This window comes from Curvibacter cyanobacteriorum, assembly GCF_028649475.1.
Taxonomy (GTDB): Bacteria; Pseudomonadota; Gammaproteobacteria; order Burkholderiales; family Burkholderiaceae_C; genus Curvibacter; species Curvibacter cyanobacteriorum.
Map to the genome: position 1 here is coordinate 22806 of NZ_JAQSIP010000008.1, position 17458 is coordinate 40263.

Below are 17458 nucleotides of genomic sequence, written 5' to 3' on the forward strand. Positions count from 1 at the left end.
AGCCTCCCGCCTCCCCTTCCCCCTCGACAAGACAACACCCCACCAAGCAAAAAGCCCGACCGTGTGACACGGGTCGGGCTTTTCTGATGGGGTGTACCGGCGAACACCGCCCGGCCGGGCGGCGGGCGACCTCAGTGCAGGAGACGCGAGCCGCCTTCCAGCATGCGGTTGATGTCCGACAAACGCGGCTCGGCCAGGTTGCGGATCAGTGCGTCGTTGCGCAGGATTCGAAGCATGATCTTGCCCTTTTCGCTGCGGTCTTCCGACGGCAGGGACTCGACCTGCGAGTGGTGATGCAGTTGCTCGATCAGCACCGCACAGGCGCCTTCGAGCTGCATGACCTGCTCCCAATCTTCACGCTGGGCGGCCAGCAGCATGCGCTGGCTGGCCCCTTCGATGGCCTTGTAGAAATCAAGCAATGACTGTTGCTGCACGTTATGCCCCTTATTCTCTGTTCAACGTGATTGGGGTCTGATGGCCTTCCAGGCCTCAGCGACGGGTCGGATCAGTGCGATCACGGAATGGACAGCCTCGGGACTGTTGTTGAAGTTGGCCTTGGTCAGCTCAATCACCGAGTAACCGTAGAGGGCGTTGAGGCTCTTGGCCACCTCACCCCCTTGTTCCTCGTCAAGCACCGACCGCAAGCCCTCGTCCAGAATCTGGATGGCCTTGTTGAGGTAACGAGACTTCTCCTGGATGTCGCCACGAACCATGGCGCCAGCCACTTTGGAGAGGCTGTCCAGCAGCGAGTCAAACAGCAAAACCACCAACTGGTGCGGATCCGCACCATGGACACTGGTTTCGACGCCAACGCGTTGATAGGCAGAAGCAGCTCGGGTACTCACAGGTGTAAACATTCAGTTGGCCTCGCAAATTGTCGCACGGTACAACTGGTGTATCGGCAGCCCCCCGGCGTTCTGAAGGGCCCAATAGCAAGACATTTCGCAGCCTATTTAATAGAGAGCGTGGATCCCTGGGAAAGCCGGGGTGCGAAGCGGTCAAAAGTCACGAACTGCAGGGGCAACACCGGTCTTTTTGCAGGATCCCGCCAAGCAGCCCTAAAGTTTTCCGGGGAGCACCCGAAAAACAATGCAACGGGCTTCAAGAAGGGTTCGTTGCCAAGCCTGCGACACCGTGGGTTTGACATCAGCGTAGGCTGATTTTTAACTTGAAGGAGCTTTCAAATGGCAATGACCATCAACACCAATGTGAACTCGCTGTCAGCCCAGCGCAACGCGGCCACCAGCCAGTCCAGCCTGTCGACCTCGATCCAACGCCTGTCTTCCGGTCTGCGCGTGAACAGCGCCAAGGACGACGCCGCCGGCCTCGCCATCGCCACCCGCATGGACTCGCAAGCCCGCGGCATGTCGGTCGCCATCCGCAACGCCAACGACGGCATCTCGATGCTGCAAACCGCTGAAAGCGGCATGCAGACCGTCTCGGACATGCTGCAACGCATGCGTGAACTGGCCGTGCAGGCGACCAACGCCACCAACACGTCGTCGGACAACGCTTCGCTGAACCAGGAATACACGCAGCTCGCCTCGGAAATCGGCCGCACCATCAGCGCTGTGCAGTTCAACGGCACCTCGATCCTGACCACCACCGGCGGCTACGACTTCCAGGTCGGCGCCAACTCGGGCCAGACCATCACCGTGGCTTCGGGCACGCTGAACCTGAGCCAAGCCGGCAACGTGTCGGCCGTGTTCGGCGGCTCCACCAGCGCCCTGACCACCGCCCAAGGCAGCAACAGCTCGAACGCCGCCAACATCGACGCCATCGACAAGGCCCTGCAGTCGATCAACGACAGCCGAGCCTCCCTGGGTGCTGCCCAAAGCCGCTTCCAGAACACGGTCAACTTCCTGACCAGCGCTGTCGAGAACCAGACCGCTGCCAAGGGCCGCATCATGGACGCCGACTTCGCCTCGGAAACCGCCAACCTGAGCCGCGCACAGATCCTGCAACAGGCCGGTACCGCGATGATTGCCCAGGCCAACCAGCTGCCGCAGCAGGTGCTGTCGCTGCTGCGCTGATCGAGCCAGACGCTCCGGCGTCTCTTTGAAGCCCCGAAACAGCCGGGGTTTCAGCCGGAGTTCCAGCTTTGCGATGCGAAACCCGCTTGCTACATTTAGGCTCAAGCGGGTTTTGTGTCTGCTGAAAGGGGAACACTATGACGATTTCATCACCTGGCATCGGCAGCAATGGGCTGGACGTCAATGCCATCGTCACCAAACTGGTGGCCGTGGAAAGCCAACCCATCACTTTGCTGCAGTCGAAAAGCAGCAAGATCCAGAGCACGATCTCGAGCTGGGGTTCGCTGAAATCGCAACTCTCCACCCTGCAAGACGCTGCCGCCTCGCTGCTTGACAAGAGCACCTGGGCGGCGCGCACCGTCAGCTCCAGCAACAGCAGCGCCGTGGCCGCCACCGTCACCAGCGGCGCGCTGGCCGGCAACTACAGCGTGTCGGTCAGCCAATTGGCCCAATCCCAGACCAACTCGTCGGCCTCGGTCACCGCGGGCAGCGCCATCGGCAGTGCCGGGCGGCTGGACATCCAGCTGGGGCAATGGTCGGGCAGCACCTTCACGGGCGGCAGTGCCGCAGCGATCAGCGTGGCCGTCAACGCCACCGACACCCTGACCGACATCGCCAACCGCATCAACAACTCCAAAGCCGGCATCAATGCCTCGGTGGTCACCTCGGGCGGCCAGGACAAGCTGATCGTGCGCGGCGCCAACACGGGCGCCAGCAACGGCTTCCAGATTCAGGCCTTTGACGACACCGGCACCGCCATCACCGACGGCAGCACCGGGGTCGGCAAGCTGGCCTACGCCAACCATGGCAGCGGCATCGTGGGCATGGGCCTGTCCCAGGCCGCCAAGGATTCCGCCGCCACCGTGGATGGCGTCGCGGTCAGCTCTTCCACCAACCAGATCACGGGTGCCGTGTCCGGGCTGACGCTGAACCTGCAGCAGGTCACGACCTCGCCCGCCACCGTCAGCGTGGTGGCCGACACGGCCACCCCGACCAGCAAGGTCAACGCCTTCGCCACCGCCTACAACCAGCTGGTGTCGAGCATCCGCACCCTGACCAAGTACGACCCGGCCACCAAAGCGGCTGCGGCCTTGCAGGGCGACAGCACGGCCACGGGCTTGCAGACCGCGCTGCGCCAGATCATCACCGGGGCTGGCCCCTCGGGCGGAACCTACAGCCGCCTCAGCGAGGTGGGGCTCGAAACCCAGCAGGACGGCACCTTGAAGGTCAACAGCACCAAGCTCAGCGCTGCGATGGCCAACAGCAGCAACCTGGAGGCCTTGTTTGCCGCCAACGGGGGCAGCAGCGCCGACAACGGCATCGCCCGGCGCGTGCGCGACTTCGCCATGGCGGCCAACGGCACGGGTGGCAATGTGAGCAGCCGCACCACCAACCTGCAGACCGCGCTGACCCGCAACAACGCCGACATCACCAAGATGCAGGACCGGATCGCGGTGGTGCAGGCCCGCCTCTACAAACAGTACAACACGCTGGACACCAACCTGACCTCGCTGAACAGCCTGAGCAGCCTGGTGACCCAGCAGATCACGACCTGGAACAAGTCGTCGAGCTGAGCCCCGCCCCCCGGCCAGGGGCGTGACGGCCTGGCGCCCCAGCGGCCCAGGCGCAGCGTCCCCAGCCAGCCCCCACCCTCCCCCTCGCACCACACGGCCCCCAAAGCGCTCCACCCCGGCCCGCGCCACCCCGCCCCCGCCACAGCGCCGCCCTCCGCCCCGCCTTTCGCACCGCAACTCGCTGGCCAAACCCGTCAGATCGCGGTCTGAATGCCCCAAATTGGCGCAATGCCAATGCCAAAAAGTCGAACTGAGGGGCCTGAACCCCGCTTATCCAGCCTTCGATTTTTGCCCTTCGCCGAATAATTTTCCTAACACTCGGCTGGGATAGGTCACTCTGTTTTGCCCCGACATCGCACCGTGTGGATCGTTCATCTTGCATTCATTGAAGGAGTCGTCCCATGGCAATGACCATCAACACAAACCTCAGCTCTCTGAACGCCCAGCGCAATGCGCAGGCGACCCAGATGAGCCTTTCCACCTCCATCCAGCGCCTGTCCTCCGGCCTGCGTGTGAACAGCGCCAAGGACGATGCCGCCGGCCTCGCCATCGCCACCCGCATGGACGCCCAGGCCCGTGGCATGACCGTCGCGATCCGCAACGCCAACGACGGCATCTCGATGCTGCAGACGGCTGAAAGCGGCATGCAGACCGTCTCGGACATGCTGCAACGCATGCGTGAACTGGCCGTGCAAGCCACCAACTCGACCAACACCTCGTCGGACGTGGCCTCGCTGAACCAGGAATACACGCAGCTCGCCGCGGAAATCGGCCGCACCATCAGCGCCGTGCAGTTCAACGGCACCTCGATCCTGACCACCACCGGCAGCTACGACTTCCAGGTCGGGGCCAACTCGGGCCAGACCATCACCGTGGCTTCGGGCACGCTGAACCTGGACCAAGCCGGCAACGTGTCCGCCACCTACGGCGCCGGCGCCGCCAGCGCCCTGACCACCGCCCAAGGCAGCAACAGCGCCAACGCGGCCAACATCGACGCCATCGACAAGGCCCTGCAATCGATCAACGACAGCCGAGCCTCCCTGGGTGCTGCCCAAAGCCGCTTCCAGAACACGATCAACTTCCTGCAAACCGCTGTCGAGAACCAGACCGCTGCCAAGGGCCGCATCATGGACGCCGACTTCGCGACGGAAACCGCCAACCTGAGCCGCTCGCAGATCCTGCAACAGGCCGGTACCGCGATGATTGCGCAGGCCAACCAGCTGCCGCAACAGGTGCTTTCGCTGCTGAGGGGCTGAAGCCCTTTTTCACCCCTCCGGGTGAAATTCAGCAGGGAAAGTGCCCTCTGCCAACGATCAGTGAGCGGTCCAAACCGCCGACAGACGCGCTTAAACTTGGCGTCGAAAGCGGTTCGAACCGGCCCACGGGCCCTCGGTACGCCCACCTCACGGGTGTCAGCAACTTGTTTTTTCAGCCCCAGCACCTTGGGCTGCAGGTTGTCACAGGCAGAAAGCAAAGATTGATCATGCAAGCGCACGGCCCCATCTTGAACCCCAGCGAAAGACAGCCCTACTACATTGCCAGCGCTGATTTCGACCCCCAGATTGCCTTCACGCTGCAGTTGCACCGGCTCTGCAGCCAGCTGAACCAAAGCGGCTGCGAAGCCTACCTGTTCGGCGCCAAGAAGCTCAACGGACACTGGTGGACGCCGATGCTGACGCTGGAACAGCGGGCAGCGCACTACAAAGCCGGTAAAAAGCCGCTGTGGATCCACCTCGCCGTCGACCCGGTGCTGCGCCAACAGTCGCACTGGACCCTGAGCTACGCCCCCGAATCCCACCCCGACGCGCAACAGCCCTTGCGCCAAGGCCGGATCGACCTCGCGAGCGGCGACGAGAAGCCCCGCCTCAGCCTGCCACTGGCCCTGCCTTGGACCGACGCCAGCGTGTTCCATGAAACCCCGGGACTGCCACGCACCCAGGCCGTGGTGCTGGCCGACCGCTACCTGAAGGCGGGTGGCAAGCTGCCGCCCGAACACCAGGCCCTCAGCAACCTCGGCGACGCCCAACTGGCCCAAGCCGCTGACCGCGCCGCCCTGCTGCGCAGCGCGCGCTGCCTGTACAGCTACGAGATTTCGGCCATCACCACCGAGGCGCTGCTGTGTGGCTGCCCGGTGATCTACATCCAGAACGACCGCTGCCTGACCGTGCCGCCGGCGTCGGACTGGCACCGCCTGGGCACCGCCTGGGGGGATGAGCCCGGTGCGGTGGCGCAAGCGCAGGCCGAGGTGCCCGCCTTCCAGCAACGCTACCGCGACAACTTCCGCGACAGCGCGGCCCAGTTGCAGAACTTCATCGCCCAGACCCAGCAGGCCATGAACGCCATGCCCTTCGAGGCCGCCTGGTCCACCGAATCGGTGGCCCTGCTGGGCGAACTCGTGATCGAGGCCAAGGACCTGCCGCGCCACGCCGACCAGGCCAAGTACACCCGGCTGCAGCACCAGTTTGCCAAATGGCGCAAGCGCAGCACCCTGCGCGAGATCGATGGCGAAATCTACGCCGAGCATGTGGCAAAGGGCACGCTGCCGCCGTTGGCGGTCTGTGTCTATGTGCGTCCCGACGACCTCGACGGCCTGGCCCAAACCCTGGACAGCCTGGAGCAAAATTTCTACCAGGCCCAGCAACTGCACATCCTGGCGCCCTTTGCCAGCCCGATCCCGGTGGAAGAACTGGGCCCGCAGTGCCGCTGGCACGAACTGCCCGGCGCCAGCCAGCCGTTGGCCGGCCCGCTGCCGCCCTGGCTGGTGATGGTGGAGTCCGGCACCACGCTGGAGCCGCAGGCGCTGATCGAGTTCGCCCTCGCGGCCCGGCGCCCCGACGTGGCCCTGATCTACGCCGATGAGGCGATCCAGAACCCCGCCGGCCTGCCCACGCCGCACTTCAAGCCCGACCTCAACACCGAGTGGCTGCGCAGCACCAACTACCTGGGCAGCGCGGTGGCCGTGCGCAGCCAACACTGGCTGCGCCTCACCCCCGAACAACAACTCGATTTCGACCAGGTCTATGGCCTGGCGCTGGAGCTCAACCTGAGCGAGGGCCCGGCCGCGTTCCAGCACATCGACACCGTGCTGCTGCAAAGCAGCGGCCACATCGACAGCGCCCGCGAAGCCGCTGAGCTGGGCCTGCTGCAGGCGGCCCTGCAGCGCCACCAGCTGCCGGCGGTGGTGCAGGCGCAGAAGATCGCGGGCTGCCGACAGATCGAATACCAAAGCACGGCCCCGCGCCGGGTGTCGCTGATCGTGCCCAGCGGCCACCAACTGGGCTACCTGCGCTGCCTGCTGGGCTCGCTGCAAAGTTATGTCGAGACCCAGCTGTGCGAGGTCATCGTGGTCAGCCAGCCGGAGCAGGCCGACGCGGTGCAACGCGCCGCGGGGTCGGTGCCGCTGCCGGTGCCCCTGCGCTTTGCCACCACCCCGCCGGGCCCATACAACCACGCGCTGGCCCTGAACACCGGCGCGGCCCTGGCCGAAGGCGATGTGCTGCTGTTCGCCGACGACGACACCGAGGTCATCCAGCGCCACTGGCTGCACCCCTTGAGCGCCTACCTGGACCAGGCCGATGTGGGCTGCGTGGCCCCGCGCCTGGTGCTGCAGGTCGGCGACAAACCTCAGTTGCAGACCGGGCCGATGGTGCTGGGCGCCGGCGACTGGGCGCGCAGTTACACCGGCGAGCGCAGCCTGCTCGACGAACAAGGCGTGTTCTCGCGCCTGCAGACCTCGCAGGACGCGGCCACCGTGGCGGGCCACTTCTTCCTGGTGTCACGCGCGCTGTGGCACAGCCTGGGCGGCTTTGACACCCAGGCCTGCCACACCTTCACCACCGTGCACGACTTCTGCCTGCGCGCCAGCCAGGCGGGGCGGCGCCACATCTGGACGCCGATTGCCAGCGTGCTGCACCACGGTGGCAAGACCATCGAAGCGCTGGGCCGCGAGCCCGGCCGCACCTTCGAGATCAAGAGCGCCGCGCTGCGCGAGAAGCAGGCCTTCCTGGCCCGCTGGGTCAAGACCATTGCGCGCGATGGCCGCTACAACCGGCACCTGTCGCTGCAAACCCCCTACGACGTCGAGGCCGACCTGGTGATCGACTGGTCCAATGCGCGCAAGGACCGCCCCACGGTGATCGCCTTCCCGATCTCCAGCGGCTCAGGCCAGTACCGCGTGGTGGAACCGCTCAACGCGCTGCAGCACGCCGGGCTGGCGCAAAGCTGCATCGTGTTCCCGGTCACCAACACCGCCTACCGCACCCCCAACCCGCTGGAGGTGACGCGCGCCAACCCCGACCGCATGATCGTGCAGCACTCGATCGGCGACGCCCACCTGCACCTGCTGCGCGACTACCGCCAGACCAACCCCGACCTGTTCACCATCCAGATGGTGGACGACCTGTTCCACGACCTGCCGGAAAAGCACCACCTGCATGTGGTGCACCAGCGCGAAGGCTATGTGCGCATGCGCGAGGCCATGAGCCTGTGCGACCGCGTGATCGTCTCCACCCAGCCGCTGGTGGAGGTCTATGGCGATCACTGCCGCGATGTGCGCGTGGTGCCCAACTGCCTGGACGACCGCGTCTGGGGCCAGTTCTTCCGCGTGCCGCCGCCGCGCCCGCGCCTGCGGGTGGGCTGGGCAGGCGCGGCCCAGCACCTGGGTGATCTGGAGATGATCCGCGACGTGGTGGCGGCCTTCAAGGACGAGGTGGACTGGATCTTCATGGGCATGTGCCCGGACGGTCTGCGCAGCTACATCAAGGAGTTCCACCCCTTTGTGTCCTATGTGGACTACCCGGCCAAGCTGGCCTCGCTGGACCTGGACATTGCGATTGCCCCGCTCGAAGACAACCCCTTCAACCGCTGCAAGAGCAATTTGCGCCTGCTCGAATATGGCGCCATGGGCTGGCCGGTGGTGTGCTCGGACGTTTACCCCTTCCGCACGGAAAACCCGCCGGTGCTGCGCGTGGCCAATGAAAAGTCGGTCTGGATTGACGCCATCCGCCATTTGATTGACGAGCCCGCACTGCGCCTGCAAATGGGCCAGCAACTGCACCAGTGGGTCAGCGACCATTTCTACCTGTCGAAGAACACCGATCGCTGGCAAGCCGCCATTTTTGATTGAGTTATCAGTGCCGTGATTCAGCCCCTTCACTCGGGGCTGAAGTGAATGGCTGCCCCTAGAATTGGCGGCACCAGCCCTCTGTCGACGGCTGGCGTCGACCCATCAGCCTGGAGCACCTGAGATGAAAGCAGTCATTCTGGCCGGCGGTTTGGGGACCCGAATCAGCGAAGAAACCCTGACGCGTCCCAAACCGATGATCAGCGTCGGTGGCAAACCGATTCTCTGGCACATCATGAAAATCTATTCCAGCCATGGAATCAACGATTTTGTGATTTGCTGCGGTTACATGGGCTACGTCATCAAGGAGTATTTCGCGAATTACTTCTTGCACACCTCCGACGTCACCTTCGACATGACGCACAACCGCATGGAGATCCACGAGCACCATGCCGAGCCCTGGCGCGTGACCCTGGTCGACACCGGGGACCAGACGCAGACCGGTGGCCGCCTGCGCCGCATCAAGCGCTATGTGCAGGATGACCCCTTCTTTTGCATGACCTACGGCGACGGCGTGTCGGACATCGACATCAGCGCCGAGATCGCCTTCCACCAGGCCCACGGCAAGCTCGCCACCGTGGCGGCCGTGGCGCCGCCGGGCCGCTTTGGCACACTGGACATCCAGGGCGACCAGGTGCAGGCCTTCACCGAAAAACCGCTGGGTGACGGCAACCTCATCAACGGCGGCTTTTTTGTGCTGTCGCCCCAGGTGCTGGACCTGATCGAGGACGACGCCACCATCTGGGAAGACCGCCCCGTGCACGCCCTGGTGCGTCAGCAGCAACTGGCCGCCTACCAGCACACCGGCTTCTGGCGCCCCATGGACACGCTGCGCGACAAGACCTACCTCGAAGAACTCTGGACCAGCGGAGCCGCACCGTGGAAAAAATGGTGAATGCCGCCTTCTGGGCTGGCAAGCGGGTGTTTGTCACCGGCCACACCGGCTTCAAAGGCAGCTGGCTGTGCCTGTGGCTGAGCGCCATGGGCGCGCGCGTCTCGGGCTACGCCCTGGCACCCAGCACCCAGCCCAACCTGTTTGAAGCCGCAGCCGTGGCCCAGGGCCTGGCACAGCACACCCTGGGTGACATCCGGGACCTGGCCGCGCTGCGCCACGCCATGGCCGAGGCCGCCCCCGAGATCGTGCTGCACCTGGCGGCCCAGCCCCTGGTGCCGCGTTCCTACGAAGACCCGCTGGAGACCTGGTCCAGCAACGTGATGGGCACCGCCCAGGTGCTGGAGGCGGTGCGCCTGCAGCCGGGCGTGCGTGCCGTGCTGGTGGTCAGCAGCGACAAATGCTACGAGAACCAGGAATGGGCCTGGGGCTACCGCGAGTCCGACCCGATGGGGGGGCATGACCCCTACTCGGCCAGCAAAGGCTGCACCGAGCTGGTGGTGGCGTCGTACCGGCGCGCCTTCCTGGCGGGCCAGGGCATCGCGCTGGGCAGTGCGCGCGCGGGCAATGTGATTGGCGGCGGCGACTGGACCCCGACCCGCCTGGTGCCCGATGTGCTGGCCGCGTTCGCCGCCGGCCGCCCCGTCACCCTGCGCCAGCCCGGGGCCATCCGGCCCTGGCAGCATGTGCTGGACCCCCTGCGCGGCTACCTGGTGCTGGCCCAGAAGCTCTACCAAGAAGGCGCCCCCTGGGCCGAGGGCTGGAACTTCGGCCCCGCCCCCAGCGACGCCCGCACCGTGGCCTGGGTGGTCGAGCAACTGGCCCGCGCCTGGGGACCGGACGCGGCCTGGGCGGTCGAGTCGGGCGAGCGCCCGCACGAGGCGCACACGCTCAAGCTGGACTGCAGTCAGGCCCACAGCCGCCTGGGCTGGCAGCCGCGCTGGAGCGCCGCCAGCGCCCTGCAACACACCCTGGACTGGTACCGCGCCTGGCAGGCCGGGGCCGACATGCGCCAGCACAGCCTGGCCCAGATCATTGAATTTGAAAGCGCCGCATGAGCCTGATCCGACACACCCTGAGCGCCGACGCCCAAGGCCAGGTGCAGCTGAAGCTGCCGCCCGAACTGGCGGGGCAAGACGTGGAAATCATCGTTCGCCCGGCGCGCGCGGCGGCGCAGCCCGCGGCCTGGCGGCCAGGCATCGACACCATCCCGCCCTCGGGCAAGGTGGTGGGCGACCCCGAAAAGAACGCCATGATCGACGCCGCACTGGACGCCTGGCTGACCACGGGCCGCTTCAACGACGCGTTTGAAGCCCGCCTGGCCGCTTTTGTCGGCGTCAAGCACGCGCTGACCGTCAACTCGGGCTCCTCGGCCAACCTGGTGGCGTTCTCGACCCTGACCTCACCGCGCCTGGGCATCCGCGCCATCCGCCCCGGTGACGAGGTGATCACGGTGGCCGCGGGCTTCCCGACCACCGTCAACCCCATCCTGCAAAACGGCGCGGTGCCGGTGTTTGTCGACGTGCAGCTGCCGACCTACAACATCGACGTCAGCCAGCTGGAGGCCGCGCTGTCGCCGCGCACCAAGGCCATCATGATCGCCCACACCCTGGGCAACCCCTTCGACCTGGACGCCATCACCGACTTTGCCAAGAAGCACGGCCTGTGGCTGGTGGAAGACTGCTGCGACGCCCTGGGCTCGACCTGGAAGGGCCGCAAGGTCGGCACCTTCGGCCACCTGGCCACGCTGTCCTTTTACCCGGCGCACCACATCACCATGGGCGAAGGCGGCGCCGTGCTGACCAACGACCCCGAGCTGCGCCAGATCGCCGAGTCCTTCCGCGACTGGGGCCGCGACTGCTGGTGCAAACCGGGCTGCGACAACACCTGCGGCAAGCGCTTTGACTGGCAGCTCGGCAGCCTGCCGGCCGGCTATGACCACAAATACACCTACAGCCACCTGGGCTACAACCTCAAGATCACCGACATGCAGGCCGCCTGCGGTCTGGCCCAGCTGGACCGGCTGGAGGGCTTTGTGCAGGCGCGCAAAGACCACTTTGCCTACCTGCACGCCCAACTGCAGGACTGCCAGGAACAACTCATCCTGCCCGAGGCCACGCCGGGCAGCGACCCCTCCTGGTTCGGCTTTCCGATCACGCTGCGCCCCGAGTCCGGCCTGAACCGCCAGTACCTGCTGCAGTACCTGGACCAGCACAAGATCGGCACCCGGCTGCTGTTCGCCGGCAACCTGATCCACCAGCCCTACATGCAGGACCGCCACTTCCGCGTGGTGGGCGCGCTGCCGCGCGCGGACCAGGTCATGAACGACACCTTCTGGATCGGCGTCTGGCCCGGCCTGAGCCAAGCCCAGCTCGACTACATGGTCAGCCACCTCAAGCAGGTGCTGGGCCTGAACTTCTGAGCCCCCGCCCATGAGCCCCGCCGACCAGCCCGCCCGCGAACCCCATCCCCGCCCCGAGGCGCCGGACGCCGCGCGGCCCTGCCCGGTCTGCGCTCAGCCGGGGGCCCTGGCGCTCAAGACCCTGTCGCTGCCCCAGCCCTCGGGCTCGCCCTTGCCCGCCGGCTACCGCTTGATGGCCTGCACCGCCTGCGACCTGGTGTTTGCCGACACGCCCGCCCCGCAGTCGGCCTATGACCTCTACTACCAGCACTGCGCCAAGTACGGCGGCCCCACCGGCACCGGTGCAGGCCTGCACAGCGCGGACCAGGCTCGGCTGGACCAGATGGCCGATCGCCTGCTGGCCTGGCGGCCCCAACCCCAGGCCCGCGTGCTGGACCTGGGCTGCGGCGCAGGCGGCCTGCTGTCAGCCCTGATGGCGCGCGGCCTGCAACAGGTCGAAGGCCTGGACCCCGACCCCAGCGCCGTGCAGGCCGCCCGTGCCCGCGGCCTGCGCTTGCGCGAGGGCCTGATCCACGAAGCCACCACCCACTGCGCGGGTGAGCGCTACGACCTGATCGTGCTGTCGCATGTGGCCGAGCACCTGCGCGACCTGCACAGCCTGCCCGCACTGGCCCGGTTGCTGGCCCCCCAGGGCCGGCTCTACATCGAAGTCCCGCACCCGGGCGGCTACGCCTGCGGCGAGCGCCCGCCGTACTACTACTTCGACAGCGAACACATCAACCACTTCAGCGCCCAGGCCCTGGCGCGCCTGCTGGCCCCGGCCGGCCTGCAACTGCTGAGCACCGAGGCGGTCCAACTGCCCCTGGCGGGCGGCAGCCATTACCCGGCGCTGGCGGTGGTGGCGGGCTTCGGGGACGACCCGCGGGCCGGGGCCGCACTGTCGCCCCAACCGGCCACCGTGGCGTCGGTGCAGCGCTACCTGGCCGACTGCGCCCGAGGCGCGCGCCTGGTGCCTCAGCCCCCCCTGCCGCCCACCGGACCGGTGCTGGCCTGGGGCGCGGGGTCATGGGCGCAGCGCCTGCTGGGCCAGGACCAGTTGCCGCGCGAGCGACTGCGGGCCTTCCTCGACAAAGACCCCAACAAGCAAGGCCTGCAACTCGGTGGCCTGCCCATCCTGCCGCCCGAACAAGGCCTGCGCGACCACCCGGGCGCGGCCATCCTGGTCTGTGTGGCGATCGACCCCCAGCAGGTGGCCGCCGACCTGGACGCCCTGGCGCCGGGTGCACGGCAACGCCTTCATTTTCTGAGCGACCCGACATGAACCTCTCCGAACGCATCGCCGACTGGCTGGTCCAGCAAGGCATCACCCAAGTCTTTGCCGTCACCGGCGGCGGCGCCATGTACCTCAACCAGGCCCTGGGCGCCCACCCCGGTCTGCAGTGCACCTACCTGCACCACGAGCAGGCCTGCGCGATGGCCGCCGAGGGTTACGCCCGCATCGCGGGCAAGCCGGCCGTGGTCATGGTGACCACCGGCCCCGGCGGCATCAACGCGCTCAACGGCGTGTTCGGTGCTTTCACCGACTCGATCCCCATGCTGGTCATCAGCGGCCAGGTCAAACGCGCCACCTGCCTGGACTACACCCCGGTGCCCGGCCTGCGCCAGCTGGGTGACCAAGAAGGCCCAGTGCTGCAAATGGCCCGCCCGGTGACCAAGCTGGCCGAAGGCGTGGGCAGCCCCGAGGCGGCGCTGACCCTGCTGCCCCAAGCCCTGGTCACCGCCGTGAGCGGGCGCCCCGGCCCCGTCTGGCTGGACATCCCGCTCGATGTGCAGTCGGCCGCCTGTGAGCCCATTCCGGCGCCGGTGTTCCCCCCTGCGCTGACCCCGGCCACGCTGGACGCCGACTGTGCCCACATCGCCGAACGCCTGGCGCAAGCCCAGCGCCCGCTGATCCTGGCCGGCACCGGCGTGCGGCTGGCCCGCGCCGAGCAGGACCTGCTGGCCTTTGCCGAGGCCCACGGCATCCCCGTGGCCACCGCCTGGACCCACGACCTGATCGCCAGCGACCACCCGCTGTTTGCCGGCCGCCCCGGCACCATCGGCACGCGGCCCGGCAACTTCTGCCTGCAGGCCGCCGACCTGGTGATCGTGGTCGGCTCGCGCCTCAACATCCGCCAGGTCAGCTACAACTGGGACACCTTCGCCAAGCACGCCCATGTGGTGCAGGTCGATGTGGACCCGGCCGAACTGGCCAAGCCCCTGGTGCAAGCCGACCTCAAGGTCACCGCCGACGCCCGCGTGTTCCTGCAGGCGCTGCAGGCGCGTTGCCAGGGCGGCCTGCCCAGCTACGCACCGTGGGTACAGGCCTGCCAGGCCATGCGCGAACGCTACGCTCTGAAAGCGCCGCCCCACCGCGGCGATGCCATCCACCCCTATGGCCTGGTGGAGCGGGTTTGCGCCCAGCTGCGCGACGACGACATCCTGGTCAGTGGCAACGCCTCGGCCTGCATCCTGCCGTTCCAGTTGGCCCCGCTCAAGCCGGGCCAGCGCCTGTTCAGCAACTCGGGCTCGGCCTCGATGGGTTACGACCTGCCGGCGGCCCTGGGCGCGGCCATCGCGGCGCCCGAGCGCCGCGTGGTCTGCTTCGCGGGCGACGGCAGTCTGCAGATGAACCTGCAGGAGCTGCAAAGCCTCAAGAGCCTGGGCCTCAACGTGCTGGTGGTGGTGATCGACAACGGCGGCTACCTGTCGATCCGCCTCACGCACGACAACTTCTTTGGCCGAATCGTCGGCGCCACCCCGGCTTCGGGGGTGGCGTTTCCGGACTTTGCCCGCCTGGCCACGGCCTTTGGCCTGCGCGCCGTCGACGTGCGCAGCACCGCCGACCTGCCCGCACTCGACGCGGCCTTGCAACAGGATGGCCCCCAACTGCTGGCCGTGACGGTGGACCCGGAGCCTGGCTTCGAACCCCGCATCAAGTCGCGCGCCCTGCCGGAAGGTGGCTTTGCCACGCCTGAACTGGACGACATGTTCCCCTTCCTGCCGGCCGAAGAACTGGCCGCCGTGCGCGCCGAACTGGCCGCCGTGCGCCAGGGCTGAGCCCGACGCCCCCCGGGGTGGCGCCCTCAGCCGGGCAATCTGGTGCTAAAAAACCACTTTGTTTGGCCCATTGCGAGGCGCGGTTGCTGAGATGATTGGGTCCAAGCGGCGCTGCGGCCTGCAGCGCCTACTCCCGCAAAGTCTGGCGTTTGACCGGCCCCTGCGGCCCCTCATTAGACGGAGTCCTCCATGTCCACAGAGCACAACCCCAACAGCATCTTCGAGAACCTGTTCATTCTCGAACTGGCCAACAACCACTGGGGGCGGCTGGACCGGGGCCTGAAGATCGTGCACGACTTTTCGCAGGTGGTGCGCTTCAACAACGTGCGCGCGGCCATCAAGCTGCAGTTCCGCGAAGTGGACCACTTCATCCACAAGGACTTCCGCGGCCGCGAGGACATCCGCTACATCAAGAAGACCGAGGTCACCAAGCTCAGCAAGGCCGAGTACAAGACCCTGACGCGCACCATCAAGGAACGCGGTTGCATTCCGATGGCCACCGCCTTCGACGAGCGCTCAGTCGACCTGTGTGAAGAGTTGGACCTGCCCCTGATCAAGATCGCCAGCTCGGACATCAACGACTGGTTCCTAATCGAGCGCATCGCCGAGACCAAGAAGCCCGTCATCGTGTCCACCGGCGGCTCCAGCCAGAAGGACATCGACGACATGGTGACCTTCTTCGCCAACCGCAACATCCCGCTGGCCATCAACCACTGCGTGTCGCTGTACCCGAGCGAGGACGACGAGCTGGAGATCAACCAGATCGACTACCTCAAGAAGCTCTACCCCAAAAACGTGATCGGCTTCTCGACCCACGAGTACACCGACTGGAGCTCGTCGATGCTGCTGTCCTACGCCAAGGGAGCGCGCACCTGGGAGCGCCACATCGACATCGACGAAGGCGGCATCCCGGTCTCGCCCTACTGCTCGCTGCCGCACCAGATCGACACCTGGTTCAAGGCCTACCACAAGGCGGTGGCCATGTGCGGTGGTTCGGGCCAGTCCAAGCGCCTGCCCAAGAAGAAAGAAACCGAGTACCTCGACGGCCTGGTGCGCGGCGTCTACGTGAAGCGCGACCTGCCCGCCGGCTACGAGTTCAAGCACCCTGGCAGCGACGAGGACTTCTACCTCGCGATCCCGCTGCAAAAGGGCCAACTGTCCTGCCGTGAAACCATGAACGGCCTGAAGCTGACCCGCCCCGTGTCGCGCGACGCGGCGCTGACCATCGACGACGTGGACAGCCCCTACGCCCAGCACGAATCGCTGCGCCAGGCCATCTACGACCGCGGCCTCTGAGCGCAACGGCCTCGGCCCTCCGTCCCGTGAGCACGCCCTACCCGTCCCCCACGCTGCCGGCCATCCAGGGGCGGCTGGCCCAGCTGCTGCCGCACCTGGACGCGGCGGCACTCGACGACCAGACCTTGTTCATCACCGGGGGCACGGGGTTTTTTGGCTACTGGCTGCTCAGCCTGCTGGACTTGCTGCAACAGCGCGGCCACCGGTTTCGGGTGCGCCTGCTGTCGCGCGATCCGCAGCGCTTTCAAGCGGCCGCCCCGTACTTTGCCGACCGCCCCTGGATCGACTGGGTCAGCGGCGATGTGCGCCGCTTTGAAGACCCCCGACCGGCCGAACTGCTGATCCACGCGGCCACCGACACCCACGCCCAGGCCCACACGCGGCCGCTGGCCATCCTCGACGATGTGCTGCTGGGCACGCGCAACACCCTGCAGCAGGCGCTGGCCCAAGGCGTGAAGCGGGCGCTGTTTGTCAGCTCGGGGGCGGTCTATGGCCCGGCCGCCCGCGCGGCCAGCCACACCGCCGAGACCACGGCCCTGCAGCGCAGCCTCGAGCAACCCGACCCCTATGGCGAAGCCAAGGCCATGGCCGAGCTGTGGTGCCACCACTTTGGCCAGGCCCATGGCCTGTGCATCCCGGTGGCACGCTGCTTTGCCTTCGTGGGCGCCGGGCTGGACCTGAATGGCCACTTTGCGATTGGCAACTTCATCCGCGACGGCCTGGCCGGCCAAGGCATCCATGTCCAGGGGGACGGCACGCCGGTGCGCAGCTACCTGTACGGTGCGGACCTCGCGGTGTGGCTGCTGCAATTGCTGCTGCGTGGCGACCACGGCCGGGCCTACAACGTGGGCTCGGACCAGGCCATCACCATCGAACAACTGGCCCATCAGGTGAACCAGCAACTGAGCCCCGGGCAGGCCGTGACGCTGGCCCGCCAGGCGGACCTCAAATCTTCGCGCTCTTGCTACGTGCCCGACATCGAGCGGGCCCGGCAGGAGCTGCGGCTGGACGTCTGGACCCCGCTGGCCCAGGCCATCGCGGGCACCGCCGACCCGCGCCAGCCCCTCGCCCAGGACTGAC

At 66.9% G+C, this 17458-nt stretch carries 13 protein-coding genes; 11 read left to right on the forward strand and 2 right to left on the reverse strand.

The genetic code is table 11. The features are described from left to right. Positions 1–131: 131 nt before the first annotated feature. Together PSQ40_RS16080 and fliS are read right to left on the reverse strand one after the other, a co-directional pair. Positions 132–434, reverse strand: coding sequence for a flagellar protein FliT (locus tag PSQ40_RS16080; protein WP_273928484.1), 303 nt, complete (start codon positions 432–434; stop codon positions 132–134). Between the two features lie 21 nt (positions 435–455). Continuing rightward, positions 456–857 carry a flagellar export chaperone FliS gene (gene fliS, locus PSQ40_RS16085; protein WP_273952842.1) on the reverse strand — a complete coding sequence of 134 codons (402 nt, stop codon included), beginning with the start codon at positions 855–857 and terminating at the stop codon, positions 456–458. Positions 858–1184: 327 nt separating this feature from the next. On the opposite strand from fliS, the gene PSQ40_RS16090 reads away from it, so the two are divergent. From PSQ40_RS16090 to PSQ40_RS16140, 11 genes are all read left to right on the forward strand, one after another. Continuing rightward, on the forward strand, positions 1185–2033 hold the full coding sequence (locus tag PSQ40_RS16090) for a flagellin N-terminal helical domain-containing protein (protein ID WP_273952843.1): 849 nt from the start codon (positions 1185–1187) through the stop codon (positions 2031–2033). A gap of 137 nt (positions 2034–2170) precedes the next feature. After that, entirely contained in the window at positions 2171–3607 is a 1437-nt protein-coding gene (fliD, locus tag PSQ40_RS16095; RefSeq protein ID WP_273952845.1) for a flagellar filament capping protein FliD, read from the forward strand. Between the two features lie 401 nt (positions 3608–4008). Then, entirely contained in the window at positions 4009–4863 is an 855-nt protein-coding gene (locus PSQ40_RS16100) for a flagellin N-terminal helical domain-containing protein (RefSeq protein ID WP_273952846.1), read from the forward strand. 227 nt (positions 4864–5090) lie between these two features. Further along, positions 5091–8732, forward strand: coding sequence for a glycosyltransferase (locus PSQ40_RS16105; protein WP_273952847.1), 3642 nt, complete (start codon positions 5091–5093; stop codon positions 8730–8732). Positions 8733–8853: 121 nt separating this feature from the next. Further along, positions 8854–9624 (forward strand): glucose-1-phosphate cytidylyltransferase, encoded by a 771-nt coding sequence (gene rfbF, locus PSQ40_RS16110; RefSeq protein ID WP_273952849.1) that lies wholly within the window; start codon positions 8854–8856, stop codon positions 9622–9624. Next, a complete protein-coding gene (gene rfbG, locus PSQ40_RS16115; protein WP_273953061.1) occupies positions 9618–10679 on the forward strand; it encodes a CDP-glucose 4,6-dehydratase in 1062 nt (353 codons plus the stop codon). The genes rfbF and rfbG overlap by 7 nt, the downstream gene beginning before the upstream one ends. Then, the gene (rfbH, locus tag PSQ40_RS16120; RefSeq protein ID WP_273952850.1) at positions 10676–12043 is read left to right on the forward strand and encodes a lipopolysaccharide biosynthesis protein RfbH; all 1368 of its coding nucleotides are present in this window, start codon (positions 10676–10678) and stop codon (positions 12041–12043) included. The genes rfbG and rfbH overlap by 4 nt, the downstream gene beginning before the upstream one ends. Before the next feature lie 10 nt (positions 12044–12053). Then, a complete protein-coding gene (locus PSQ40_RS16125; protein ID WP_273952852.1) occupies positions 12054–13304 on the forward strand; it encodes a methyltransferase domain-containing protein in 1251 nt (416 codons plus the stop codon). Beyond that, positions 13301–15082, forward strand: a complete 1782-nt coding sequence (locus PSQ40_RS16130) for a thiamine pyrophosphate-binding protein (RefSeq protein ID WP_273952854.1) — start codon at positions 13301–13303, stop codon at positions 15080–15082. Before PSQ40_RS16125 ends, PSQ40_RS16130 begins: the two co-directional genes overlap by 4 nt. 189 nt (positions 15083–15271) lie before the next feature. Further along, positions 15272–16378, forward strand: coding sequence for an N-acetylneuraminate synthase family protein (locus tag PSQ40_RS16135; protein ID WP_273952855.1), 1107 nt, complete (start codon positions 15272–15274; stop codon positions 16376–16378). Positions 16379–16404: 26 nt separating this feature from the next. Then, positions 16405–17457: an NAD-dependent epimerase/dehydratase family protein gene (locus tag PSQ40_RS16140; protein WP_273952857.1), complete on the forward strand. Its 1053-nt coding sequence runs from the start codon at positions 16405–16407 to the stop codon at positions 17455–17457. Position 17458: the final 1 nt, after the last annotated feature.

Coding starts and splice junctions, on each gene's coding strand:
- PSQ40_RS16090 (WP_273952843.1), top strand. CDS start 1,185: ATGGCAATGACCATCAACACCAATGTGAACTCGCTGTCAGCCCAGCGC.
- rfbG (WP_273953061.1), top strand. CDS start 9,618: ATGGTGAATGCCGCCTTCTGGGCTGGCAAGCGGGTGTTTGTCACCGGC.
- PSQ40_RS16105 (WP_273952847.1), top strand. CDS start 5,091: ATGCAAGCGCACGGCCCCATCTTGAACCCCAGCGAAAGACAGCCCTAC.
- rfbH (WP_273952850.1), top strand. CDS start 10,676: ATGAGCCTGATCCGACACACCCTGAGCGCCGACGCCCAAGGCCAGGTG.
- PSQ40_RS16125 (WP_273952852.1), top strand. CDS start 12,054: ATGAGCCCCGCCGACCAGCCCGCCCGCGAACCCCATCCCCGCCCCGAG.
- PSQ40_RS16130 (WP_273952854.1), top strand. CDS start 13,301: ATGAACCTCTCCGAACGCATCGCCGACTGGCTGGTCCAGCAAGGCATC.
- PSQ40_RS16135 (WP_273952855.1), top strand. CDS start 15,272: ATGTCCACAGAGCACAACCCCAACAGCATCTTCGAGAACCTGTTCATT.
- fliD (WP_273952845.1), top strand. CDS start 2,171: ATGACGATTTCATCACCTGGCATCGGCAGCAATGGGCTGGACGTCAAT.
- rfbF (WP_273952849.1), top strand. CDS start 8,854: ATGAAAGCAGTCATTCTGGCCGGCGGTTTGGGGACCCGAATCAGCGAA.
- fliS (WP_273952842.1), bottom strand. CDS start 857: ATGTTTACACCTGTGAGTACCCGAGCTGCTTCTGCCTATCAACGCGTT.
- PSQ40_RS16100 (WP_273952846.1), top strand. CDS start 4,009: ATGGCAATGACCATCAACACAAACCTCAGCTCTCTGAACGCCCAGCGC.